This is a genomic window from Polyangiaceae bacterium (assembly GCA_016715885.1).
Classification (GTDB): Bacteria; Myxococcota_A; Polyangia; order Polyangiales; family Polyangiaceae; genus Polyangium.
In genome coordinates this window covers 387,341-413,575 of the sequence record JADJXL010000018.1, presented here as the reverse complement: position 1 = coordinate 413,575, position 26,235 = coordinate 387,341, and the positions used below count along the sequence as shown (strand labels likewise).

At 60.8% G+C, this 26,235-nt stretch carries 12 protein-coding genes; 3 read left to right on the top strand and 9 right to left on the bottom strand.

Annotation, left to right across the window (positions count from 1 at the left end; genetic code table 11):
• Positions 1 to 64: 64 nt before the first annotated feature.
• A complete protein-coding gene (locus IPM54_22795) occupies positions 65 to 1,174 on the bottom strand; it encodes a hypothetical protein (protein ID MBK9262619.1) in 1,110 nt (369 codons plus the stop codon).
• A gap of 417 nt (positions 1,175 to 1,591) precedes the next feature.
• On the opposite strand from IPM54_22795, the gene IPM54_22790 reads away from it, so the two are divergent.
• The gene (locus IPM54_22790) at positions 1,592 to 2,452 is read left to right on the top strand and encodes a hypothetical protein (protein ID MBK9262618.1); all 861 of its coding nucleotides are present in this window, start codon (positions 1,592 to 1,594) and stop codon (positions 2,450 to 2,452) included.
• A 3-nt stretch (positions 2,453 to 2,455) separates the two neighbouring features.
• Here IPM54_22790 and IPM54_22785 read toward each other — a convergent pair whose 3' ends face one another.
• The 4 genes from IPM54_22785 to IPM54_22770 form a co-directional block, all read right to left on the bottom strand.
• On the bottom strand, positions 2,456 to 3,634 hold the full coding sequence (locus IPM54_22785) for a VCBS repeat-containing protein (protein MBK9262617.1): 1,179 nt from the start codon (positions 3,632 to 3,634) through the stop codon (positions 2,456 to 2,458).
• A 133-nt stretch (positions 3,635 to 3,767) separates the two neighbouring features.
• Positions 3,768 to 8,801: an AAA family ATPase gene (locus IPM54_22780; GenBank protein MBK9262616.1), complete on the bottom strand. Its 5,034-nt coding sequence runs from the start codon at positions 8,799 to 8,801 to the stop codon at positions 3,768 to 3,770.
• A 267-nt stretch (positions 8,802 to 9,068) separates the two neighbouring features.
• Complete coding sequence (locus IPM54_22775) at positions 9,069 to 13,652, bottom strand: DUF11 domain-containing protein (GenBank protein ID MBK9262615.1); 4,584 nt, start codon at positions 13,650 to 13,652, stop codon at positions 9,069 to 9,071.
• Between the two features lie 110 nt (positions 13,653 to 13,762).
• Positions 13,763 to 15,619: an OmpA family protein gene (locus IPM54_22770; GenBank protein MBK9262614.1), complete on the bottom strand. Its 1,857-nt coding sequence runs from the start codon at positions 15,617 to 15,619 to the stop codon at positions 13,763 to 13,765.
• Positions 15,620 to 16,213: 594 nt separating this feature from the next.
• Here IPM54_22770 and IPM54_22765 point away from each other — a divergent pair.
• Positions 16,214 to 16,645, top strand: a complete 432-nt coding sequence (locus tag IPM54_22765) for an acyl-CoA thioesterase (GenBank protein MBK9262613.1) — start codon at positions 16,214 to 16,216, stop codon at positions 16,643 to 16,645.
• Between the two features lie 119 nt (positions 16,646 to 16,764).
• On the top strand, positions 16,765 to 19,866 hold the full coding sequence (locus IPM54_22760) for an FHA domain-containing protein (protein MBK9262612.1): 3,102 nt from the start codon (positions 16,765 to 16,767) through the stop codon (positions 19,864 to 19,866).
• 2 nt (positions 19,867 to 19,868) lie between these two features.
• Here the strand turns inward: IPM54_22760 and IPM54_22755 are convergent, their stop codons facing one another.
• The 4 genes from IPM54_22755 to IPM54_22740 all read right to left on the bottom strand — a co-directional run bounded on the left by IPM54_22755 (position 19,869) and on the right by IPM54_22740 (position 26,163).
• Positions 19,869 to 21,419, bottom strand: a complete 1,551-nt coding sequence (locus IPM54_22755; protein ID MBK9262611.1) for a DUF4114 domain-containing protein — start codon at positions 21,417 to 21,419, stop codon at positions 19,869 to 19,871.
• 96 nt (positions 21,420 to 21,515) lie between these two features.
• Positions 21,516 to 23,633, bottom strand: coding sequence for a caspase family protein (locus IPM54_22750; GenBank protein ID MBK9262610.1), 2,118 nt, complete (start codon positions 23,631 to 23,633; stop codon positions 21,516 to 21,518).
• Between the two features lie 27 nt (positions 23,634 to 23,660).
• The gene (locus tag IPM54_22745) at positions 23,661 to 25,016 is read right to left on the bottom strand and encodes a hypothetical protein (GenBank protein ID MBK9262609.1); all 1,356 of its coding nucleotides are present in this window, start codon (positions 25,014 to 25,016) and stop codon (positions 23,661 to 23,663) included.
• Positions 24,925 to 26,163 carry a trypsin-like peptidase domain-containing protein gene (locus IPM54_22740; protein ID MBK9262608.1) on the bottom strand — a complete coding sequence of 413 codons (1,239 nt, stop codon included), beginning with the start codon at positions 26,161 to 26,163 and terminating at the stop codon, positions 24,925 to 24,927. The genes IPM54_22745 and IPM54_22740 overlap by 92 nt, the downstream gene beginning before the upstream one ends.
• Between the last annotated feature and the right edge of the window lie 72 nt (positions 26,164 to 26,235).

Below are 26,235 nucleotides of genomic sequence, written 5' to 3'. Positions count from 1 at the left end.
CAACGGGCGCACGCGCCCTCGAACGACGCGGCGCATGTTGCATGAATACGCATCGTACCGGCTGCTAGTCCAGTGCCACGTCGTAATCGATGGGCGGCGCATAGTTTTCGTCGTCGTCTGCCGCAAAGAGGCGGAAATACACGGTGGTCCCCGAGGCGAAGTCGGCTCCGGTCGTGCTTTGATTGGCAATGTCGCCCAGACGCCAGACTTCTGCATTACCGACCGCGTCGTGCAGCATGTATTGCTTGCCAGGCTCCAGCAGGCCATCCACGGGCCCCTCCGTGCTACGCAAAATCCAGATTCCCCACAAATCCGGATCCGAAGGGTTGGTCCAAGACAATTCGAACACCTGGGTCAGGCTGTTCCAATTGTGTTTCACGTTCGTGACCGGCCCCGGCGCTTCGATGTCTTTCGTCCAAACCGGCCCCGCATTCGACCTCTTGGAATGGATCTCGTACGCATCCGTGCCCCACATCGTATAATACAAGAGCGTTTCATTGAGCCCCGTTTGGTCCACGAAACGATAGTTGTCGCTATACATGCCAGATCCGACGAACAGCGGAGCAAACGGTCCAGCATACACGATCTCGTAGGATCCAATGCTGCTGCCCACGGGATACGTCGTGCCCCACACGGGTTCCACCAGAAGCTTTTCTTCGGTACCGCGCGCAATGATGACGTCGTCGAACCATTGCTTCGATTCCATGTCCCATTTGATTTCCACATCCGTGGTGCGTGAAATGGCTTCTGCGCTGGCGATGATGACGGGCGAATTCGTCTCCTTTGGCGCGAGCTTCACGTCGAGCAGGACCTGGAAGTCGCCATCGAACGAATGCGTGAATACTTCGTACAAATGCCCATGCTCGTTCGGATACGAGAAGGTGGCCGTGTCGGGCGTCTGGCCTGCCGATGGATACTCGAAAAGGAGCGAATAGGTTCCATCGGATCCGGTCACGGTACTGGTCATCGAGTGTGAACAGGACGACAACCAATTCGGTTTGATGCATTCCTTGCGCTTGATTTCGATGACGGCGCCCTCGAGTGGCAAGTCGCGGATTGCATCCGTGACGGTTCCCGACGCCTGGAGCACGGCTTTGTCGTCGTCGCCGCCGCATCCGAGAACCGAGACGAGAGTGCATGCGAGCGCCAAACCGAACCATTGCGAAGTTTTCATGACGGCCCCTTCATTCTGGGACCGCACCCAATGCAGGATCCTTGCCGAACCGCGATACGGCGATACATTGCCATTGCATTCGTAACGATACGAGAGACTTTCGACGAAACATCGTCATCCCGAGTGTTCGATCGTTGTCGGGCCAACACAATTTCGGCATCGCCAGGTCCGGTCGTCGCCGATCGCGGACATTTGCCAACGTTCCGGTGTCACGGGTGGTGCACCGATTGCGCGAAGCACGAATTTCATTCGCGTGGCGGCGGTCATCGCCGTCGGGCTCCCGTGGATCGCGGGCCGCCGGGTCCTCGAGCGCCGCGGCCAAAAAGACGACATGGATCTTGACGTGGTGCGCCGCCTGGCATACCCTCCGGGCCCCGAAGGGAAAACCCCTTTGATCGTACGTAAACCCTTGCCAGGATGCGAAACTTGAAAGCCCAATTGAAGCTCGGTGCGCTCACCCTGATCGGGATCTTCGTTCTCGCGGGATGCCCAAAGGATGAATCGAACGACGTGCCGCCTGCTCAGCCGTCGGCTGCTGTCGTGCCGTCGGCAACGGCGGAGACGCCGCCTCCGAAGCCGACGACGAGCCTGGTTCCGGAATCGGGCATGGCCGGCGTCGCAGCGCGGGTCAAAGGGGAAGTCGACGCCAAGGAGCCCGATGCTGGCGCGCGTGGTTCGGCGATTGCCGCGGGCAAGGCGACATTCGCGGCGCCGACGGGGTGGACTGCGGGCAAGAGCGGCATCTGGACGACGGCCACGGCAGCGGACAAAAAGGCGGCGGTGGCTGCTGGCAACTTCGCAGCGACCGAGACGGCGACGGCGAAGCTGACGGAGGCCGCGACGGCATTGGGATACTCGGATTGCCAATGGGCTCCGGCCGAAACGGTGACGGTCGGCAAGGACAAGCTTGCGGGCGTGGCGGCGGATGGGCACTGCAAGCAAGGCGATGCTCGAGTGACGACGGCGTACGTGGCATTCGATTCGATGAAGGTGTTGGCGCTGGGCGGCTTTGCCGACGGCGGCGACGCGACGGGCGTGTTCTCGACGTTCCGTCATGTGAAGGGCGTGGCGGGCGGCGGTGGAGATTCCACGGGACTCAAGGCATGTTGCGATGCGCTCGCGCAAAACGCGAATTCGGCGCCGCCCGAGCAGAAAGGTTCCTACTTGGCAGCGGCGGCGACGTGCAGGTCGCTCATCAGCAATCCGCAAGGGCGCGCGCTCTTGGGGCAAGTCCGCGCGATGCTCGCAGGCGCGAACGTTCCCACGAGCTGTCGCTGACCTTCATTTCGACGCCGGGCCCACGAGCCATTGCTGGCTCGAAAGAGGCGCCGGGCCGACGACCGACGGAGCACCAAACTCGAGGTTGCCCCGATTCATCCTGATATCGATTTGCGGCCCGGAAAAACCCGGCCCGGTCGAGTAGGTCGAGAGCACGTCGAGCCTTCCATCATGGTCCCAATCATATAGCCAGACGTCTCCAAATCCCGCGCCGTCGTGACCTTTCTCCTCGGGGGCGACGTCGAATACCGGAATCACGCTCTCCAAAGACCCTGCGCCGTCGCCCTTGGCTACCCACACTTGGCCAGGATCCCCATCGTCATCGAGCCCTGCGATGAGGTCCATGTGCCCGTCACCATCCAGATCGCCGATGTCGTCGCCCGTCCCCGGAAATGGCATCGATAGAATGCTTTTCGGTTGGCCAAATCGGCCGGTGCAATCGCCTTTTGCCAAATACACCGTAGACTTGGCCGCTCCTCCGTGGTCGTATCGGACGTAAACCAAATCGGCACAACCGTCGCTGTCCATGTCGCGTACGTGGCGCGTTGGAGCGAGCCAATAGACGAACGTATCTTTTAAATTCAGTTCGCTCTTTTGATGAACAAAGGTTCCCCCGGGGCCTCCGAGCGATGCGTATACATCGAGGGCGTCGTCATTCGGCTGGCCATTGCCATCTTTCGGAGGAACCCACCCGACCACATCGATGTAGCCGTCGTTGTTGACGTCGCCGATCGAGCTGAAATCGTGGCGTGGAGGCGCGGCGCCGCCAAAGTTGGGCGTCATGAACCACATTCCCTCGGCGCAATCATAATCGAGGACATACTCGACACCAGTCGACAATAGCCACAAGTGGATTTCGAGCGCGCCGTCGTCATCGAAATCATCGACGACGACGCCTGTAAAAGGCTCTTTCATGTCGATGGTCTGGCGGTTGCCGAATGTTCCGTCACCATTGCTCGGGTAGAGCGCCATTGCCGTCACCTTGGCGCCGAGAGAAAGACTGCGCGCATACGTGAGAAATAGCTCGTTCGGCCAAGCGGAACAGTCGACGGCTGGATCTGCGGGGGCGACGTGTTCATCGACGTTCAAGCCGGTGCGCGCGCACGCGGGGAGTGAGGTTATCGCGGTCGCGAAGGTGGCGATGAGGACCCATCGTGTTCCATTGGAAGTGTTATCGAACATGGTTACCTCTCACTCGCTACTCGCGAACTCGTGGGTTTTGACCGACGTTCATGATGGGCTGAAGGCCCAAGAGCCGATCATGCACGCGCCAGGGTATCGCATGAGCGCTCGAGATCATCTCAAATTGCACGCATTACGCCCGTCGCCCACCACCCTTGCGACGTCCCCGTCCCATCGCATGAGCGACGGCGCCCGCGAGCGTCGCTTTCGTCACGATGCCCTGCATCGTATCTGCGACGTCCACCAGCGAATGCGCAACGGCCGCACGCACCCCCGAAATGACCACTTCCGCGCCCAGCATCGACACCGCGCGTGTCGCATCGATAAGCGTCTTCGCAACATTGGTGGACGCATTGCGCACGCCCGTGATGTCCAAAATCAACACGGATGCATTGCTCGAAGAAACCCCCGCAAGCGCCGTCGTGAGCACCTGCTCGGCTCGATCTTGGTCGATCATACCAATCAGCGGCATGACCATGATTTCACCCGTTATCGGCAAGAGCGGCGTCGACAATTCCGCGAGGCGCTCGGCCTGCGCCGATAACATCGCCGTGTGCATCAATTCCCGGTCGAGCTCGGCGGCCTTGCGCTGTTCGAGCTCCCGCTCGAGATCTTCCGTCCGCGCCAGGACCTCCATTTCGAGCCGCTCGTTGGCGCGTATTTGTGATTCGCTCATGCGCTGAATGCTCGCGACGAGCAGCGAATTTTCGAGCGCAATGGCCGCGAGCGACGAAAGAAAGCCGGCAATCTGAATACGCTCCGCCGTGAATACATCCGCCACGAGGCGATTTTCGAGGCACAATATGCCAGTCAATCGCCCGCGATGCACCAAGGCCAAACAAAGAAATGAACGCGGACGCCTTTCGACGATATAAGGATCCCTCGAAAAACGGTCGAACCCTCGAATACCACCCACCACGACCGGATTACGCGTCACCTCCACTTCCTCGACAATCGATTGCGGCAATTCCCACCCGACCGCCGCCGCCGCGTCGGAACCGACGAGCACGCGATCGGGATCGATGGTCATGCATGCTTCAATCGATAATCCACCGCCGCGATCGAGGAGCAGGACCGCTCGCTGGGCACCCGATGCTTCGACGATGACCCGCATGACTCGGTCGAGCAGCACATCCAGGACGAGCTCTTCCGCAATGGCTTGCGCTGCCCGCATGACCGCTTCGATGTCGTATTGGCCCTGCGGAGCGGGCATGATCGTCGCCCGCGTCGGCCCTTCGGAAGACCCCGCTGGCCTGCGCGGCAACAAAAACCCATAACGTTCTCGAAGCGCACCAATCTTCGCAATCGCGCCCCACCGCATGTACGCCTGATACGCCGACCCCATGTATGCGCGTGCGAGCGTGTCACGCCGGCGCTCGAGGTGAAAACGCGCAGCTAGCTCATTGACGAGCGCCTCGTCCCGCGACGAACCACTCTCCGTGGCCGCTCGCCCCGCACGCTCGTACAATTCCACCGCCGAAAGCTCGTCCCCTACAGCCCGCGCACGCTCGGCAGCGACGAGCAAATACTTGCGTTCGTAATTCTCCGGGCAATGCTCGGCCAATACGGCCAATCGTGCCAAATGCGTCTCGACCGTGGCGAGCCGCGAATCGAGCGTCGCGCGGGATGCCGAGCGGTCGAGTAACAACGAAAGCGCTACCCAAAACGAAATGTCGGTGCTGACGAATTGACCTTCATACTCTGCAAAATGTTTTTCAGCCACGAGCGCATCGCGCGCGGCTGCCCCGAATTCTTCATGCAATATGAATATCTGCGCGCGAAGAACCGAATACCAAAGCTCGGCCGACCCATCGCCCACGAGGGCCCTCGCCGCGACGAACGCCTCCGCATCGAAGGTGTCGTCGGACAAACTCGTGCGGTCCCGCGTTTTTCCAAGCAAACAGCGCGCCGCCTGAAGCGTCAGCACCACGAAAGGATCGGTAACGGCTCGCGCTCCCCATGCGGCACGCACGAACGTGAGGCTGCGTTCGGTCTCTTCGCACGCACGTGCAAGATCGTCCCCGAGCTCGAATCGCGTCGCAATGACGTGCCCCGCTGCATGCGACACGTACAGCAAATCCCCCGACGTCGCCGCCAGCTCGACCGCTCGCTGAAAATGAAAAAGCGACACGCGACGGGAACGCTTGGTGTGCAGCATCGACCCCGCAACGATGCGCACCCGACACGCAAGCCGCCCCTCGCCAAACTCTTCATCGAGCGCCAAACCCAATTCACCAAATGCGTGAGCTTCGTCGAATCGATTCGTATCCGCCGCGAGGAAAAACCCATACGCCGCAAAACCATACGCCGACGCTTCCGTATTCCCATGCTCGATCGAAAGCCGTACGAGCACCGCCGTGACGAGCCGCGTCGCCGGCACGCGCGAAAGAAATGCCGGAGCGGACAGGTCGAGCAAGAAAAACATCGTCGCGACGATTTCAGGATCGGTCGCTCGAGGCGCCATCTTGAGCGAACGAATGGGACGGTCGGCAAGCTTCCGATCGATGGCAGCTCGTTCCTCGTCGAGCGCCTTGCGCCACGCCGCTTCGTCCTCGGGCATTCGGATGCCCAATTCCTCGAGCCCAGCAACACCCGCGCGAAACGCTTCATCGAGCTTCTCGCGCATCACGAGCATTGCAACGCGCAAGCGGCACGCTTCGGCCCGCTCGAGTGCCGTGCGGGCCCCCGAAACCAGCTCTTCCACATGCCGCGCGGACAGCTCCGCCGCACCCGTGGTCACGGCGCATTCACCGAACTGGTACGTCAGGGCAAACCACAGCTCGTGCGGCTCTTTCGCGTCGAGCGCCTCGAGCCCCAGCTTGAAAAAGTCCATCGCGTCGGCGAGTGCCCCGGCACCCTTCGCACGCCTTCCGGCGTTCAGATCGAGCCGCGCGAGCGATATGCGATCGCCTTCGGACTGCATCGCGGCGCGCCCCAAGTTGAGCTGCCGAACGGCTGCCAAGCCGCCTCCGTCGCTCGTCGGAAAAGCGCTTGCCAAGAGCAGTCGACCAATCCGCAAATGCTCGTGCGCCCGCGATTCGGGCGGTACGAGCGCCAGCGCGGCGTCGTGCACGTGCCCGTGCGCAAAGGCATACGGCACTTCCCACGACGATCGATCGGGCGAACGACGATGCGTGTCGGCTCCATTCGCTTGCGCTGCGTCGACCAGCGCATCGGCGAAACGGTAGTCCGACGACAAAGGAACGATGAGGCCAGCTTCGAGCGCGGGCCAGAGATCCTGCACGACATCCGCCGGCGGACGCTCGACGGCCACGGCCAGCGCGCCGAGATCGAAGGCCGTACCGAGACAAGCCGCAACCGCGAGTGCGTGGGACGTTCGCGCAGGGAGAGAACCAATTCGATCTCGTACGAAATCGCGCGCATCGGCCGAACCGAGGCGCTGGCGAACGCGTTCGATGTCCCATTTGAAGCTGCCTGCACGCGAGTCGAACTTGACGAGCTCTTCGGTGTGGAGCGCCCGAAGCACTTCGCGCAGAAAGAACGGATTACCATGCGCAGCCGCCGTCAGCTCGTCGGCCAAATCGATGACTCGATCTTCGGGAGCGCCCAGGGCGTCAGCGAGCAATGCGCGCGTGTGAACGGCGCTCAGCGGCCCAAGGTGGATTTCGGTAATGGACACGCCTGCGCGGCGCAGGTCGGGCAAATCGACGATGTTCGTGCGGCTAGCCGTGGGTCTGTCCCGACAAGCCATCACGACGCACAAGCGACGCGATTCGCCATCGACGACGAGCGCACGTGCGATGTCCTTGGATGCGGCGTCGGCCGAATCCATGTCGTCCAAAAACAGCACGACGGGCCCTTCACGACTTGCCGCGTCGATGAGCGATCGCACGAGCACCGCGAGGCGCGCGTTCGATTCGGCCGCGGGCAGCGCCGCTGGCAGCTCACGCGCTTCGACGACGTCCTCGAGCTCGGGAACGATCTCGAAAAGCGCGGCGGCCGTTGCCCCGAGCATGCGGTGTAGCTCGCGCGTGAACACACGCGCCGGCTCGGAAGGACCTTGCAGAATTTGCCGCACGAGGTCCCGAAGCGCCGCGGAAAGCACGCCACACGGAGCGCCCCGCGTCAGCTCGTCCGGCCTTCCGGCAGCAAACGTACCGCCTCGAACGGCCACGGGGCTCTTGAGCTCACGGGCGAGGACCGATTTGCCCACGCCCGCTGCGCCGGAAATCACCACCAAGCCCGGATGACCCGTCGCCGCGCGTTCGAAGGCAGCTTCGAGGTCCTTGCGTTCGACGTCGCGCCCGTAGAGTTTGTCCGGCAGGATCAGCTCGCTGCCGAGATCGCGTTCGCCGAGGGCAAATCGGTCGATTTCGCGGTAGTTTTGCCACTGTCTCGCGCAAATGGCGAGGTCCGTCGCGACGCCTCCTGCGCGGTGGTAACGATCGTCGGCGCTCTTCGCGAGCAGCTTGATCACGATGTCCGACACGACGCGCGGAAGCTCGGGCACGAGCACGTGTGGAGGCACCGGCGCGCGCGCGATGTGCGCATGCAAAAGGCCGAGCGGCTCATCCATCGTGAAGGGCAAAACGCCCGTGAGCAGCTCGTAGAGTGTGACGCCGAGCGAATACAAATCCGCGCGATGATCGATGGCTCGATTGATGCGTCCCGTCTGCTCGGGCGCCATGTACGCGAGCGATCCTTCGATGATTTGCGTGGTGGCCAGGCGTTGATCTTCGCGGAGCAGCCGCGAAGCGTAGCCGAAACCGACGAGGTCCACGTCGAGCGATCCTTCTTCGACGAGGATGTTTTGAGGACAAACGTCTTTGTGGATCACGCCGCCGATGTGCACCTGATCGAGCGCTCGAGCGATTGCGACGCCGACGCGAAGGGCCGCGCCAAGATCTTGACGGCCTCGACGCATGCGTTCCGTGAGCGGCCGTTTGCCGGTGTCCGACATGACGAGCGAAATGCCGTTTCGGCACGGGACGAGGCCGAAGGCGGTCGGGACGCAGGGCACGTCGAGGCTTTGGAGGATCGCGCATTCGTGGCGCAGAAGGGCTACGTCGCGCGCGATGGGGAAGTCATCGTTCGACGCCTTGACCAGAACGGAAGTGCCGTCGGTATCGCGATATCCGCGATAGAGCGTCGTCGCGTCCCCCTCGAAGAGAACTTCCGTGATGGTATGCCCTTCGAGCCAGAACACACCCGCGCCTTTCTGGTTGCTGCGGTTGGTGGCGAATATAGACGCATGGCAAGGCCGGCGTGAAGGGTTAGTTGACGTATTGTAAATTACATGTGGCGCTCAGTGGACCGTGCTGCTTGTCGCGCGAGAGCGTTACGCGACGCATGAGTGTTGCCAAAACGCGATTTACGCGACAATCATTCGGGGCTGGTCATAAAAAAGCGCCGTGGCTTGGAAAAACCACGGCGCTTTCGATTCGAGCAGACGCTATCGCCTGCTTACATGCGCCTAGCGGCGCTTCTGGCGTCGAGCCATGACCGCGCACGCCGCGGCAATGGCAATGCCGAAGCCGACGGGCGAGTCATTGCTGCTATTGCTCGTTCCGGTGGTGCATACGCAACCGCCGGTGATGAGAATGCCGGTAGGCTCAGCGCCGCACGTACCAATGGCATCCGTGGTGGACGAGCAGATTTGGTCTGCCGGGCAGCCATTGCCGTTCGTGCCGCGACAACCGGGGACGCAAGCATTGAACTTGTCGTCGCACACCTTGCCGCTCCTGGGATCACCGCAATCGGCATCGGTCGTGCAGGTCTTGTCGTCGGCGGGATTGTTGGGATCGCCCTCACCTGGATCGATAGTGCCGTTCTTGTTGAAGTCCTCGATGCCGTCGGGGACGCCGCCTTTGTCGGTGTCCGGATCGAGCGGCGAGGTCTTCGTCGAGCCCATGTCGGCGTCCGGGATGCAATTGCCCTTTTCCGCATTCGTTGCGCCATTGGAGCAATCGAAGCCCATTTCGGTGCCGTCGAAGAGCCCGTCATTGTCGCTGTCGGGATCGAGCACGTTGATGAGGCCATCACCGTCCGAATCCTCGGCAGGGTTGGCTTCTTGGCCATCGATGACGCCGTCGTCGTCGGTATCGGCATCGTTCGGATCCGAGCCGATTTGATTCTCGAAGTCGTCGCTCAGGCCGTCGCCGTCCGTATCGACGATGGTCGTGTCGTCCGACGGATCGTTGGGATCGCCCTCGCCAGGGTCGACGGTGCCGTCTTTGTCGAAGTCCTCCGCGCCGTCCGAAATGCCGCCGTCGTCGGTATCGCGATCGAGCGGATCCGTTGTCGTGGAGCCATCGTCTGCATCGGGAATGCAGCGGTTCTTCGTCGTATCGGTATCGGCATTCGAGCAATCGAAGCCCATTTCCGTGCCGTCCCAAAGACCATCGTTGTCGCTATCGGCATCGAGCACGTTGATGAGGCCGTCACCGTCCGTGTCCTCGGCAGGATTGATTTCCTGACCGTCGGGAACGCCATCGTCGTCGCTATCGGCGTCGTTCGGATCCGATCCGATACTCGTTTCGTAGTCGTCGGGCAGGCCGTCGCCGTCGCTATCCTTGATGTTCCCGTCGTCGGACGGATCGTTCGGATCGCCCTCGCCTGGATCGATGGTACCATTCTTGTTGAAGTCCTCGACGCCATCGGGCACGCCACCGAAATCCGTGTCGGGATTGACCGGCGACGTGGTCGTCGTGCCCATGTCGGCATCCGGAACGCAGTTGTTTGCTGCGGGATTCGTTGCCTGATTCGAGCAATCGAAGCCCATTTCGGTGCCGTCGAGAATACCGTCACCGTCGCTGTCGGGATCGAGCACGTTGATGGTGCCATCACCGTCGGTATCCTCGGCAGGATTGGCTTCCAGGCCATCGATGACGCCATCGTCGTCGCTATCGGCATCGTTTGGATCGGAGCCGATTTGATTTTCGAAGTCGTCGCTCAGGCCATCGCCGTCGGTATCGATGATGGTCGTGTCGTCGGACGGATCGTTGGGATCGCCCTCGCCCGGATCGACGACGCCATCCTTGTCGAAGTCCTCGGAACCGTCCGAAATGCCGCCATTGTCCGTATCGGGGTCGATCGGTGACGTTTGCGTCGTGCCCATGTCCCCATCGGGGATGCAGGTATTTTGCGACGTATCGGTATCGGGGTTCGAGCAATCGAAGCCCATTTCGGTGCCATCGAAGAGACCATCGTTGTCGCTATCGACATCGAGGACGTTGATGAGGCCGTCGCCGTCGCTATCAGCCGCAGGGTTTGCCTCTTGGCCATCGGGAACGCCGTCGTCATCGCTATCGGCATCGTTCGGATCGGAGCCGATTTGATTTTCGAAGTCGTCGCTCAGGCCGTCACCATCGGTGTCCGTAATGGTATTGTCGTCCGTCGGATCGTTGGGATCGCGCTCGCCCTCGTCGATGGTGCCATTCTTGTTGACGTCTTCCGATCCATCCGAAACGCCGCCATTGTCGGTGTCGGGATCGAGCGGGTCGGTCGTCGAATTGCCCATGTCCGCGTCCGGAATGCATTGATTTGCACTCGTGTCGGTACCCGGATTCGAGCAATCGAGGCCCATTTCGGTGCCATCGAAGAGACCATCGTTGTCGCTGTCGGAATCGAGCGCATTGATGAGGCCGTCGCCGTCGGTGTCTTGATCCCAATCCGGTTCTTGCCCGTCGGGAACGCCGTCGTCGTCACTATCGGCATCCATCGGATCGGTGCCCACTTGTATTTCGACCTCGTCGGGAATACCGTCGTTGTCGCTATCGAGGCACCCTTCGTCGGTCGTGCCGTCGCAATCGTTGTCGATCGCGTCGCCGCATATTTCTTCGCCCGGCGGGTTGGCCAGCGCATCGCACATCGAGTTATTCGGGTCCGTGCAAATGATGACGCCCGAATTGGCGCACGCGCCGACGCCCACGGTGCACGACATGCCGACATTGAAGCCATTGTCCGCGACGCCATCGCAATCTTCGTCGAGCGTGTCGCAGGTCTCCATCTGCTGGCCGGGCATGACGTTCGCAACGCACGTGACCATGCCGGCCGTGCAATTGGTCAAGCCTTCGCTGCAGATGCCGGGGAACCCGGTCATGCACGACATACCCCCGCCGGGGTTGTCATTGTCGTTCACGCCGTCGCAGTCATTGTCGAGGCCATCGCAGATTTCAGCCGACGGCGGCAAGGGCTCCGCATCGCACGAAGAAATCGTCGTCGTAAGACAGGTGATCGCACCCATGACGGCGCATTCGCCAACGCCGGACGTACACGGCATGCCGATGTTGAATCCCTCGTCGACCATGCCATTGCAATCGTTGTCGACGCCGTCGCAAATTTCGGGGCCCGAAGGCACGCAAATGCACGTGTTCGTCCCCAGATCACATGTCGGCAGATTGGCCGGACAATGCGAATTTTCGATGCATTCGACGCACACGTTCGGATCGGGCGTCGTATTGCAATACGGCGTCGGCGCCATACATTGCGCATCCGTCTCGCAAGCGTCGATGAGAACGGGCGTCGGCGGCTGACCGCCCGTGGGACCATTGCCGTCGGTTGGCGTATCTTCGGCCGGAGCGCCCAAGAGACCGCTTGCCGTGATGAGCGCCTGGTTGTAAATGATGCCCGATGCATCGGCGTTGACCGTGACCTGGAACGTGATCGTCGTCGATTCGCCGACGAGCATCGTTCCGCCCTGCGCCGCGTCTGCGCCCACGCCGATACGACAGGTGACGGTATTCGTCGCCATTACGTATTCGCATTGGTCGTCGGCCGTCATGTCCGTTTTGCCGCCAACGTTTGCGCCAGCCGTGATGCCAATGCTTCCCGGTAGGTACGTCACGCCCATGGGCAGCGGGTCGTTCATGATCGTGTTCACGGCGGTGTCGTTTCCGGTGTTCGTCGCAACGACCGTGTATTCGATGATATCCCCGGGCAGGAGCGCGCCGCCATTCAGATCCACAGCCGTTTTTTCGGACGTGCTGAAGTCCGGCTTGAACGTGGGAATGGACGTGACGAACCCGGCGAGATAATAGACGTCGCCCGTGCTCGTCGCGGAAATCGGCACCGACGTTTGTCCCGCCATGAGCTTGTTCGTCACATCGACGACGTCCATGTCGATGCCCGAATTGCTTTGCGGTGTTCCCAAGAGCTCCGGCAGATCGCCCGCCCTGTGATCACCCACGCCCAAAAAGCTGCGCGTCGCATTGAAGAAGTTCGTCGCCGGGTTGAGTCCATTCGTGAGCGCTGGAGCGGGACCGAACGAGAACGAATCGCCCGTCAGCGTATTGTCTCCCTCGAAGGCCACGATGCCGAGTTTCGCATTGGCAAAAACGGGCGGCACCAAGAAGCCCGAAAGGTTGATGTTCTGCGCATTGTTGTTGCTCACCGGGTCGAGCCCGTCGAAGAGCGCGAGGTTTCGCGGTGGATCCGTAGCCAGCTCGTAGAAGACGACCATCCACCAGCCAGCGTAGTTGTTGCTATTGTTGAGATTGACAATGTTGGTCGCGTTCACACCGGAAACGCGGTATGCTCCCGAACCGTTCGCCTGCACGATGGACGTGATGTCTGCAACACCCTGGTACGAATTGTTGCCGCTCGTATACATCTGATCGGCGGTGACGGTTTGGGTGAATCCACCCTGCCGATCGAGCGTGATGGTATCGTCACCACCGGCGGCATTGGCGCCCCAATAAAGAAACGCGTGTGACACCGTCGCTCCAGGGGGAATCGCCAGAACGGCCGAGCTACGTGCTTGCGCGACCGTAATGCCGGTGTTCGCTTGCGCCTGGCCTGCCCCAGGGGCGTCCGCACGCCAGAAAATGTCCGGCGCGGAGTCGCCATTGTTCGAGCTCCCGCCGCAATTCGCGGTGCCTACGACCGGCGCCGGAGTGCCCCCGTCGCATTCATGCCCCAGCGCATTGCCAATCAGAACGAAATCACCCTTCTGATCGACCTGCACGCGCAGCGTCTGCGCGGCCTCTGCGCTTCCAACCGCAATGGTCGACAACACCGCGACCAATGCGGTTCTCATAAGCCATTTTCTTTTCATCATATTACCTCGTGCTATTCGACACGTTGATGTCGGTTCTTCGTATTCGCTTGTCATGCCAAACGAGGAGCGCAATGCCCGCGGCAGGCATCACGCTCCCCGTGGCAATAAGCTCAGCGCTTCGGCGCCGTCTTCGGTTTCTTCTCCAGAATCACGAACTGCACGCGCCGGTTCTTCTGGCGACCTTCGGCCGTCTTGTTGTCGCCAATCGGCACGTCCTGACCATAACCCTTCGCCGTGAGCCGGCTGGCGTCGATGCCGCGCTTGACGAGCGCCGCCATGACCGCCTTCGCCCGGTCGTCCGAAAGCTTCTCATTGAGCTTCTTGCCGCCGCGATCGTCGGTATGCCCTTGGACCTCGATCTTCGTAATCTCCGGATGATCCTTCAGCACGCCAGCCACCTCGTCGAGCAGTGCGTCACTGACCTTCTTGATGGTCGACTTCGCCGTGTCGAATTGGACCTGCTGCAAAATGAAGATCTCGGTCTCCGTCACACGAACGACCTTGGGACAACCATTTTGCTTCGGATCCTTGTCGGCCGCGCCCTTCTCTTGCGGACACGCATCCTTGTCGTCGCGAATCCCATCGCCATCCGTATCGCCCGGACAACCGTTCGTCGCCGGATCCTGCGTCTTGACGCCCGGAATGTCCGCACATGCGTCGTCCTTGTCGGCCACGCCATCGCCATCCCTATCCGGCGGACAACCATTCTTCGCCGGATCGTCGTTCGTCACGCCAGGCACGTCCACACACGCGTCCTTCGCGTCAATGATGCCGTCGCCATCCTTATCCGGCGGACAACCATTCTTCTTCGCATCATCGTTCGCCACGCCGGGCACGTCGACACAAGCATCCTTGCTGTCGATGATACCGTCACCGTCCTTGTCGGGCGGACAGCCATTCTTGTGCTCGATGTCGCTCGGCACGCCAGGCACGTCGATACACGCGTCCTTCGCGTCGATGATGCCGTCCTTGTCCTTGTCCGGCGGCGGCGGACAACCATGCTTCGACTTGTCCGCATTCGATGGCCCCGGCTCGAGCCGACAGGCATCCTGCTTGTCGAAAATGCCATCGCCGTCCGTATCGACGTCCTTCTCCACCGGCGGCGAATACCCGAACAGCGCCACGACTCGCACGTCCGGCGTCCCAACACCTCCAGTCAACCCAGGACCTGCCCCAATGCCCGCTTCGAGCACTTTTGCGAAACGGAAGCGCCCACTGAAAAGCAATTCCGCGTTCGTGTTGTACGCCGTCGGCCCGCTGAGAACCGTCGAAAACGAACCTTCCGCGCCGATCTGGATGTTTTCCTCTTCGCCGAAAAACATCGCGTACCCAAGGCCACCACTGATCATCGCGCCTTGATCGACGGCACCATAAAGGTTTTGCGCCGGTCGAAGCTCGGGACCCACCGCTGCCGTGTACATCGATCTGCCGATACGACCGCCGATGATGAGCTGCGGCAATCCACGCACCACGCCATCGGTCACGAAATTCCCCCCGCCGCTCGGAACCCACATATAGCCTCCAATTCCAAGCTGGAAGGCATCGTAATAGTTCCCGATGATCCGTAGACGCGCCCCAAGACGCACATCACCCAGCGCAAAACCCGACGGCGACGCGAACGTCCGCCCATCCACCGCCGGATTTTCCCCGGTCTGCACGAGCGCCAATGGCAGATTCACGTTGACCTGCAATCGATTCCAAAGCGCAAACGACGCATTCACGTGCGCAAACATCTGATTGTCGACAATCGACCCAAGCGACTCGCCGTCCGCCGTCCGGACCACGAGCGGATTGTGTGCGTAGTCGAACATGAGCACCGCGTGTGCCGTTACGTGACCCGCAACGTAAGGCGACTGTACCCCAAATAACCGATCGCCGGCCTGCGATGGGTGAAATCGTTGGAGCGCCAACTTCGGGGCGTCGGTTGACTCCTGCGCGGCTGCCGTCAACGGTACCGCAAGGAGCATTGCTACAGCGGCAAACGTGTTGAGCCGCTTGGATGTCGAATGTGTCCGCATGTACTTCATCTTCCCCGAGGATGTGATGCATGCTCGTTTTCCCCGAACATGCGTAACAGAAGCCCGTGGCGCGGTGCACTTTTGCAGTTGGGCACCACGCCCCCGTTCCTACAATATACAGGATCGTCCTGGGCGATCAAGTGATTCACCAAGGATCTATTTGTCGCACGAACGTGCGATCGATTACGCTTCGTGCAGGCTCGCAGTCGGAGCCACGCCCGACGACAACCCTACCCGAAATCGTCCTGGATGTTCAATAAAATTTTCATTAAATTTTGGTCATTCGACGAGCAGTTCAGCGATATTTCGATAATCGGGATGCACGCTTTCGCGTGCACACTCACTGTAACGTGTAACGTCGATGTGCGGTGAGCTGACCACCTGCGTTTTACTCGACGTACGCGAATGGTCACCGTGCCGTTGCGACACATTTCTCAACCGAACGCGCCGGTGCGACTCGCCCCACGTACTCGCTCGAGCCAGACGCGAATCGTTCGTCAACACACGTCGCGGTCTTCCCGAATGGTGCTAGATTCGCGCATCATGTCACGGTTTCACGAAACATGGATGGGCGTCTATTTCGACGACCTCGATGCGTTTCAAATCCTGCACAACGCCCGCTACTTGCTCCTCATCGAGCGCACCATTGGTTCGTTTTGGAAACACATCGGCTGGGGCGGCGTGCTCGATGCACAGAAAAATCCCGACCAATTCCACCTGGTACGCGCCAACACGGTGGAGTACCTGCGGCCGGTGATCGGCGTGTGCGACGTCCGCGTGCGCGTTTGGATCGCCAAACTCGGCCGAACGAGCCTCACCTTCGGCTTCCGCGTGCTGCCCACCGACGAAGACACCGATTACGCGTCGGGAACTCGAACGATCGTGCGTGTCGATCCGACGACGCACCGCCCAGTGCCTTGGACCGACAACTTCCGCGAAGTGCTCGCACCCTACCGCGCCGATATAAGCTCGTAGCCGCCCACCTCTAAATGTTAGTTAAACCACGTATTCCAAAGCGATCGGCACCTTTTCGAGGGCCCCGGCTTGACGCGCACGCTCAATTTTGAAATGCCTATCTACAGAGGAAGGTGTCCATGTCGATGTTCACGGTCGTCGTCGATGACGCTCAAGGCCAGCCAACGCGGATGTCGTTTTCAACATCGACGCAAACGGTCGTCATCGGGCGTGGAAAAACCTGCCAAGTCCTGGTTGCTTCGAACGGCGCCTCGCGACAGCACGCTTTGCTCACGTTTGCCGGTGGACAGTTCACCATCGCGGACCGTGGCACGACGAACGGCACGTACGTCAACACCACGCGCATCCAGGATGTTCTCGCCCTCGCCCCGGGTGACACGATCGAAATTGGAGGCATTTTCTTGCACATCGAGGCGGATGCGTCGGTTTGGACAAACCCTCGCCCATTCGCCTGGGGCAAACCCTCCGTGCGCGAAAGAAAAAGCTCGAACAAGAAGCCTCAACCGCCAAGCAACAAGGCCGTCAACCTGTCGGACCTCGACACCGACACCTTCCTTGCAGTCCGAAGCGTCTCCGCCGACGTTCGTATCGACGGACCGCTTGCGACGACAAACCTCGTCATCACCTTTCATAACGACCTCGGGCGCACGATCGAAGGCGATTTGGTCTTTCCGCTGCCCCCGATGGCGGCTCTCCGCAGCCTCGTCGTGAAAATCGGTGGTCGCAGCATGACGGGCAAAGTTCGCCGTCGCGAGCGAGCGCAAGCCGAATACCAAAGGGCACTCGAAGCAGGAGCATCCGCCGCCCTTGGCGAATCCGAAGGCGAAGACTTGGCGCGCTTGCGTATTGCGCCCATCGAGCATGGGGAAGACGTCGAAGTGTCGCTCACGGTCGACCAAATGCTCTTGCCCATTTCCGATGGCCACCGGCTCATCGTGCCGCTCACGTACATGCCCCGGTACGTCGAAGCCGGCAGCGAGCTCAATGAAACCGAAAAAGCCGCATTGAACAGGCCTCGTCCATTGACGCTCGCGGCCCGAGCGACCGCCGCCGTCCACATTGCCCATCCCGATGGCAAAACGCCCTCGATTCGATGTGTTTCGCATAAAGTGTCCACCAAGCCGGGCGAACGCGAAACGGTCATCGAATTGCGCGACGCGGCGCTCGACCGTGACCTGCAAATTGAAATTGCCGACAGACCTCGCGGAGACAAACCCGCGATATGGATTTGTCACGATGCGGCGAATGGCCCGGACGACAATGGTCCGACGACGACCGTTGCCATCGTACCTCCAGCGTTCGCCGACGAAGGCGTCACGATTGCGCGCAATGTGGTGTTTTTGGTCGATCGCTCGGGCTCGATGCAAGGTGCTCCCATGGCGTCGGCCATTCGTGCCGTTCGCGGTGCATTGCGGTCGCTCGGTCCTGACGATCGGTTCAACGTCATTGCATTCGACAATCAGCTCGAGGCGCTCGCGTTTGCCACCGTGCCTTTCGACGATGCGACGCTCTCCGCGGCAGACGCCTTCATTTCGCGCATCACCGCTCGCGGCGGCACCGAAGCGCAAATGGCCCTGCAGGCAGCCTTGAAGCCGGAATTGTCGCCGGGCGTGCCGGTCGCCATTGAAAAGCTCCCGCCGCGTGACCAAACGTATCGCTTGCGCGTCGTCGTATTCATGACCGACGGAGACGTGGCGTACGCATGCGGCGTATTGCGTCACGCCACGGACAAACTATTCGACACGCGCGTGCACGTGCTCGGCATTGGTGACGCCGTCAATCATTCGATGCTCGCGGAGCTTGCCGAGCTGGGTGGGGGCACGTATACGCCCGTCGCGACGAACGAGGACCTCGAAAAAGCGCTCGTGCGATTGAAGAACGCAATCACGGCGCCCTTGTGGACGGGCATTCGAGTGCTCGTCGAACGTGATGGTGAACGAAAAGCACCCAAAATGCTCGAGCCTCCCGGCCCCATTGATTTGTTTGCCGCCGAGCCGGTTCTATTTTCATTCCGAGGGCCGCTCAGCCCAGGCGACAAGCTCGTGCTCGTGGGGCAAAAAGCCGAAGGGGAAGATCAACGCGTGGCGGTGGAATTGTCGGTCCCTGCGAATGCGCGCGCGGAAGGAGCCGCTACGGCATGGGCGCTCCTTCGCAATCGGCGTCTCACGTATCGATTCGATCCCGCCGACGACGACACGCTCGAAGGGCTTGGCACGGCGTTTGGCGTGGTCAATCGCAAAGTGGCGCTCGTGGCGGTCGATTCCGAACAGCGGCAAGCTCCGATTGAAGGGCACGTGCCCGTGGTATTGCCGCAACCGCACAACATGAGGTCTGCGCCGGTTGCATCCGCCGCGCGAGCGGGTGGATATGGTCCGCCTCCGCCGATCGGAGCCGCACCCGTGCGATTCGGTGGGCCCCCGCCGCCTCCGCCCATGATGGCATTGGGTGCCCCGCCGCCTGCACCCGGTGGATTTGGCCCGCCTCCTCCTGGATTTGGCCCGCCTCCTCCTGGATTTGGCCCGCCTCCTCCTGGATTTGGCCCGCCGCCCGCTCCGCCCGGGTTTGGCCCAACGCCTCCTGGATTTGGCCCGCCGCCGATGCCGAGTGCACCGCAAATTGGCCCGCCGCCTCCACCAGCCCCAGCTTATGGTGCGCCACCTCCAATGGCAGGCTTTGGCCCACCGCCGCCGCCGGCCATGGGTGCGCCACCCCCAGCTCCGCCGGCGCCCATGCGCATGGCGGCGCCGTCACCTCCATCCGCAGCAAAACCCGCCTCGAGCTCCGCAGGGTCGCTTTCTTTCACGAACGACGATGCTGGGTTGCGAGCGCTCTTGCTCCATCAAAAAGCCGACGGCCTTTTTGGAGGCGATATTGCGTCGACGCTCGCGGCGGTCGCCGCATTGGTTGGTCATGGCCATACGGCCCGCGAAGGCTTGTTCCGGGCCGAGCTTCGACGCACGACGATGACCCTGCGCAGCAAGCTTCCGAGTTTGTCCGGCAATGAGCAGCTCCTGGCACGGCTCGCGCTCGCCCTTCTGGTCATGCCTCACGGCGACCCCGCGCCCGAGGGGCTCCCTGCTGAAATGGCGGCGAAACTCGAAGGTTTGTCGCTTTCCGATCTGCCCGAAGCGCGGGCGAAGGTGCGATCTGTTTTGGCAATCGCACCTTCGGGCTGGGACGGTTCACCGCTTGCAATGTCAATCAAGCAAGCGTTCCTCTGAAATCATCGCCGACGGCGCCTGCCGTGAGCGAGCGCCGCTGCGCTTGCAAGCAACACCAAAAACCCAGTTTTGCCGGATTGTTCGTCGCCAATGACGTGACATCCGCACGTGCTCCCTGATCCAACGCCGTTTCCACCCGTTGCTGCATTGGCGCCGACGCCTCCCATGCCGCCCATTCCTCCCAATCCGCCCATACCGCCCGTCATTTCCATGCCTCCGGCGCCCACGAAGTTTCCGCCAGCGCCGACGAAATTGCCTCCTTGGCCGCTACCGCCCGAACCTGGATTGGGATCGTCGATGCATTGTCCCATCATGCAAATTTGTCCTTCCGGACAAACAGCCCCGGTGCACGCGTCTTGGCAAGCGCCATTCGCATCGCAATATTCGCCCGCATTGCAAGATATGCCGATGCACGCATCGTTCAAGCAACGGCCATCGGGTTGGCAGGTATTGCCGGCTGCGCATTTCACGCAATTGCAATCGTCGGTGCACACGCCATTGACGCAGACCTGTCCCGAATCGCACGTAATGGCAGCGCACGGATCGACGCAAACTCCGACGCGACAAACCTGTCCGTGCGGACAAACGACCCCGTCACACGGGCCCACGCAATTGCCTTCTTTGCACTTTTGTCCCGATTCGCACGTGACGGCTGCGCACTTGATGTCGACGCACAGGCCATTGGCATTGCATACTTCGCCCTGACCGCAGACGAATTCGCCGCCATTGCATTTCGGTACGCAAGTCCCCTTGTCGCACACTTTTCCGGCCTCGCACAAATCGCCATCGTCGACGACTGCATTGCAATCGTTGTCGAGCCCGTCGCATTTTTCGGCCGCTGGCTGATTCGATTGCACGCACGAAAGCACCCCGCTTTGGCATTGCATCGTGCCATCAGCGCAAATACCCGAATTCCCCGTATTGCAAGGCCCTCCACCGCCCGCACACGTGATACCCGTGACGAACGTCGTCAGGTCGTCGAAATCGTTGTCGCCGCCCGAAAGCAAATCTTCCCAGCCGAAGTAAAACGCATTGGGCGTCGCCGTGCTGTTGTAAATGAGCAGGTGGACGAATGGATTTTGCTGGTTGCCGTCCGGGTTGTATGCCTTTTGGCTGTAGAAGATATTGATGTAATTGCCCGGTGACGCGCAGTTACCTACGCCCTCGAAGAACCCGATTTCACCGCCCAGGTAATTGGGATCATTTTTGATGTCGAGCACCTTCGTCGTGCCGACACCGTCGGTGCACAGCAAAAATTCGTGCAGATCCGCCTGCGTCGGCGGCTGACCCGTCACGTTGTACCAGCCGAACGAATTTTGATATCCCGCGTTGCGCTGCAAAACGGTGAATGTAAGGCCGCACGAAGGGATGAACGTTTCGGGCGTCGTCGCTGCATCCGTCAACGCGTTGATGTTTTCGCCACGACCGTTGAACATGTCCTGCAAGCCATTTCCAACGGGAATCGTCGTCCCATCAGGCTGAGTCAGGGCCAACGCGTGGCTCGAGGTAACCGTGGCGATCGTGAAAAAAATGGGGAAGGCTCGTTTGCGCATCCCACGATCCTAAAGCGCCGAATAAGCGGCAACAAGCGCAATTTCGGGACGCGGGCAAGAGTGCTGCATGCTGCGACGCATCCAGCCTGACGAGCGCTATTCGGAACGTGGGATGAACAAGAACTGCCCGCGCTTCGGCAGGGACGCATCGAAGCGGAAAAGCGTGGGCGTTTGCTTCGTGTTCTTTTGCGCCTTCACGGACGCCGGAACCCGTTCCTTGATGAACTTGGCCAATTCCTCGTCCGTCACGACATGATCCGTATTCGCGTCCGCTGCAGCCGTCCCCTCGGCGCCCAACGTGAGCGCCTCGAGAATGAACGCCGTCATCACGGAATGCCCTCCCCACGCCCACGCGCGCTCCTCCGGATCGTCCTCCCACGCGCGTTGCCCTTTGCTTGCCGCGGTCAATACGACCTCCGCGCGCTCTTTCCATAACGATCCGACATGCGCTTCAAGCTCGTCGTCGCCTTTGGCCCCAACGGCCCACCCGCTGTAACAACAATCGAGCAAGAGCATCACGTGTTTCGAAGGCACCCCTTTGCGTATGTCGCCCAAAAGGTCCTGCATGTCCCAACCCTTGTGCGAGTTTGGCAGGTCCGCGCGTTTGTCGAAAAATTCCGACGGCTGAAGGACTCCGTAATCCTGTCGCGCACCCTTGATGTATCCCCCGTGCCCCGAATAATAAAAGAGAAATGAGCTATCGTCCTTATCGCCGAATTTCGCGCGGAACTTTTCGACGGCCAATTTGAGCTGTTCGGCCGTGGGATTCCCATCGGACGTGTCGCCTGGCTCGGGTTTGTCCACGAGATACACGATGTTTTCACGCTTGTATCCGTATTTTTGAATCAGCAAATCGCGCATCGCGCGCGCGTCGCGACACGGCGCATGAAGCTTGTGGTCGCCTTCGTACCCGCACACGCCCGCAATGAGCGCATACGGAACGATGGAACGAGGCCCGTCCGTTTTTTCGATGAGATTGATGACTTCAGCAGGTGAAAGAGGATCGCCCTTGCTTCCACGAGGTTTGTCACCACTCGCCGCCGCAAGACCTTCACCTTCGTCGACTTCCGCCAATTCAGTCGACGTCTGCACCGTGGATGCGACCTTCGTCGGCGTTGTTTTCTGCAGCGAAAGCCCAAAAATTACAGCGCCTGCAAGCAACGCCGCCGACGCGGCGGCGATGGCGATGGTTTTTCCACGAGATCCACCTTGCCGGATGGGCCTGAGACGTAAATCTTTGCTCAAACACTCGATCACTTCGTCGATCGATAGCAGCGTGCCTTCACGCGGAGCCGCGACCAGCGTTCCGCCATGGTCTTTCCCATCGTACCATGGCAATTCTTGCCCAGAACGTTTCTGTTTTTCCCGGTCGCTGAGCGCTTTCGCCAAACCACCAATCTTGGCACGGCTCGCAGGATCGGCGCTGAGCACGATCATTTTTTGGTCGTGCGCGATGAGCAAAAGAGGATACCCGCGACCACCCGGTGCGGCCGAATCCGTTCGCGCCCAAAGCTTGAATTGCGTCGATATGGGCCTCGTAATCGCGAGCAGCGGCAAACTCCGTGTCACACCCGCGGGCGTCATGTCTCCACCAAGCTCCGCGAAAAACTTCTTCGCTCGCCCGAGGTCTTCGTCGTAAAGCAATCGATCCTGCGCCAAGAGCGCCACGTAACGTTCGAGACGCGCTTCGCCTTTGACGAGATCGTCGTCGTAGAGACGGGCACCTTTGGCGAGTTTGTCCCCGACGATGCAGCAAAACGCGAGCGCTTCGCTGATGAATTCGTCGCGCTTCGGCGGATCGTTCAGCAAATGGTGCTGCGCAAGCGCCAAATAGACGGCTTGCACCGCATGCTCCGGAGCAACGCGATCGGGCCATAGTCCCTGCCGAACATCACCCGCATAACGACACATCGCTTCCCACGCTGCGGGAACGTCCTGCCCTCGCTGCTTGCGTGCGAGCAAATAAAGCGCCCAGATTTCGTCGAGCGCCGGAAACGATCGCAATGCAATCGTGGTGGATTCTGCCGGGAGCGTGAGATCTGCAAAGGGCCCGGATGCGCGAAAGACGAGCAAAGAAAGGGAATCGTGACCGGGTGCGACGCTCCGGTCGAGCCATACGGAAGTTCCGTCGGGCCGTTTGCCATCGGCGGCCCATGTTATGGTAAACCCCGACGGCAACGTCGTTTGTCCCGACGATTCCGAAGCGCCGCTCATATCAGTCGCCCCTTCTGCTCGTGACCATCACTCCTCGATCGCGCGAGCCTGGAACAGCTCCGAAGCAAGCTTTTTGAATTGGTTTGCCGTGGGCTTCTTGGTGAACACCGAATGGCGTACCATTTTGCCACCTTCGAGCGACGGATCGAGCGACACCTTGCCACTCGCGTCGATCCGATAGGCTCGTTCCGCAATTCCGGAGGTTGCTTTCGACGTGAACAGGACCAAGTCGTACTTGCCGTCTTGATCCGTGTCGTAATAGGTCCATTCCGCGCTGTCGCGATGCATGAACCCGAATTCGGGCTTGAACTTGCCGCTCGTTGCAAGCTGCGTGGCCGTCAGATTGCCCGCCTTGGAATCCTTGTCCACGTCGACCACGAGCGCGCTCGAAGTCAGGCTTGCGGTAACGATGATGGCCTTGTCCCAGCCGGTCTTATTTCCAAACGCATTGCTCCAGCGTTTCGGATCGCCATAGCTGAAATAAATGCCGCCATCCGCGAGCGGATCGGGGAACGAGCCGAGCGTGTCGTCGAGGGCAATGGCGGTCGTCGATAACGCGCGAATGGCGAAACGAGCGAGCTTGGCAGCATTGGGTGCTTTTTCGAGCAGCTTCGGGCGCATGATTTTGCGTCCGATATGTTCCGGTGCGGGCGACTTCGCCCCAGATTTGTCGATGCGCCATGCCTCGAAAGCGACGCCCGACAAGCTGCGCGGCGTATACGTGACGAGGTCGAATGCCCCATCGTCGTCGCGATCGTAATAAACCCAGAGCTTTTGACCCTGCGTGATGATCGTCGCCTCGGCGTCGACCGATTTGGCTTCGAGCAGCGCCCTTGCAGCATCGTTTTTCGTGACCGTACCGAGCGACAATTGATCGACGTCGAAAACGTACCCGCGGCTGTACACCGATCGCGTGGCCATCGTGTCCATTTGCCCGTCGCGATCGAAATCCGATAGCTCGACGTCTCGACCGCCGCCGAGGAGCGGATCCGGAAGGTTTTGCTCGAGCGGTTCGCGCAAAGCGACCATCGAGCTGCCCAGCGTGACGGAACCGAGCCTGGCGAGAGATTCGCTGTGGGGCTTCTTCGGCATGAGGTCGGGGCGAATCATGGGCGTACCCGAGCCGAGCGAATCGTCGCGTCCGAGTCTGCCGTTTTTCCCGACGCGATATCCGCGGCTCATGCGGCCCGTGCTGCCTTCGTCGTGCAGCATCACGTCGTATCGACCATCGTCGTCGGTGTCGTACCACGCGTAGCTCGCATTGTTCAGCGCCAAGAAAATTACTTCGGCGTCAAACGATCGTTTGCCATAGAGCGTGGCGACGTCGGGTTTGCCCGTTGCGGTCGCGAGCGAGTTTTGATCGAGATCGAAAAAGCGCGCCATGCCTTCGCGGCCTTCGGTGCGGAGCACGTCGTAGTGGCCGTCGAGATCGGCGTCTTCGATCGTCGCGTTTTCGCCGCCGTCGAACCACGGATCGGGAACGATGTCGGCCGGTTGCGTGGGAATTTCCGCTAAAAATGCGCGGATTTCGGAAAATGTGTACGTGGAAGGTCGATCGATTTTCTTGGTTGCCGTAACCAAAGCTGTTGAGCCCCACGAGCGCGTTGGCTCGATTCACGAGCGGGCCGCCGCTGTCTCCAGGCCAATTCGGACACGTCGACTGCACGACTTGCAGAGGTTTGTCATGGTCGAGCACCTTCTTGAGGCCCTCGAACATCTGCTTCTTGCGCTTGCACATGCTGTCGGCGCTGTCTTCGCTCGTGCTGCACTCGAGTCCCACGAGCTGCGACAGATGCGTCGAGAGTTTGCCCACGGCGGCGACTTCGCCATCCTTGATGGCCCAGACCAACCCCGAACCTGCATGACCAAGACTTGCAACGGGTTCACCAGGAGCGGGATCTTCGGGCGCGGGACGAATGAACGGCAGGTCTTTGTGCGTGCCTTCGAGCTTGATGATCGCGAGGTCTCGCACCGGATCGGCCTTGTGCACGTAGGCCGTGATGAGCTTGTTCGAGCGTTCCATGGCGCCGGACTTGTCGAGTTTGCCCATCTCGACCGACACCTTGATGCGGAAGTCTTCGCGTTCGCCGCCTTCGATGACGTGGTTGTTCGTGAGGATCCAGCCGGTGTGATTGATGATGACGCCGGTACCGAGGCCCGTCGGCGTTCGAATGATCACCGTCGCTGGTGCGACTGCGCGATAGTTTTCCCGCACATCGCCTTTGCCACCTTCGGGCAGCGATGCGAGGTCACCTTTGATGCTGGAATCCGTGGGGCTCGTGGCGAGCGGCGCTTCGCGCAAGGATGCGAGCAGGTTGCGTGTGGGAACGGATGCGCTGGTGGGTTCGAGCGGCGCCGGGCGAGGCGCCTCGGCCGTTGCAGGTTTGTCCGGGCCAGGTGCGGGCGATGCGGTGTTGGCATTGGTTGGAGAAGGCGGGGCGCTTGCGCAAGCTCCGAGCAGGGGGCCGAGGGTGGTGAGGGTTGCCCAAGCCGCTGCTCTACCGAAAAGTCCACGGCGTCGTGTACGCATGTCTCCTCCAACGGGATCCAAAGGCATTCGGGGCGATGCGCGCCCGGATGTCCAATGTGCAATACCAGATCT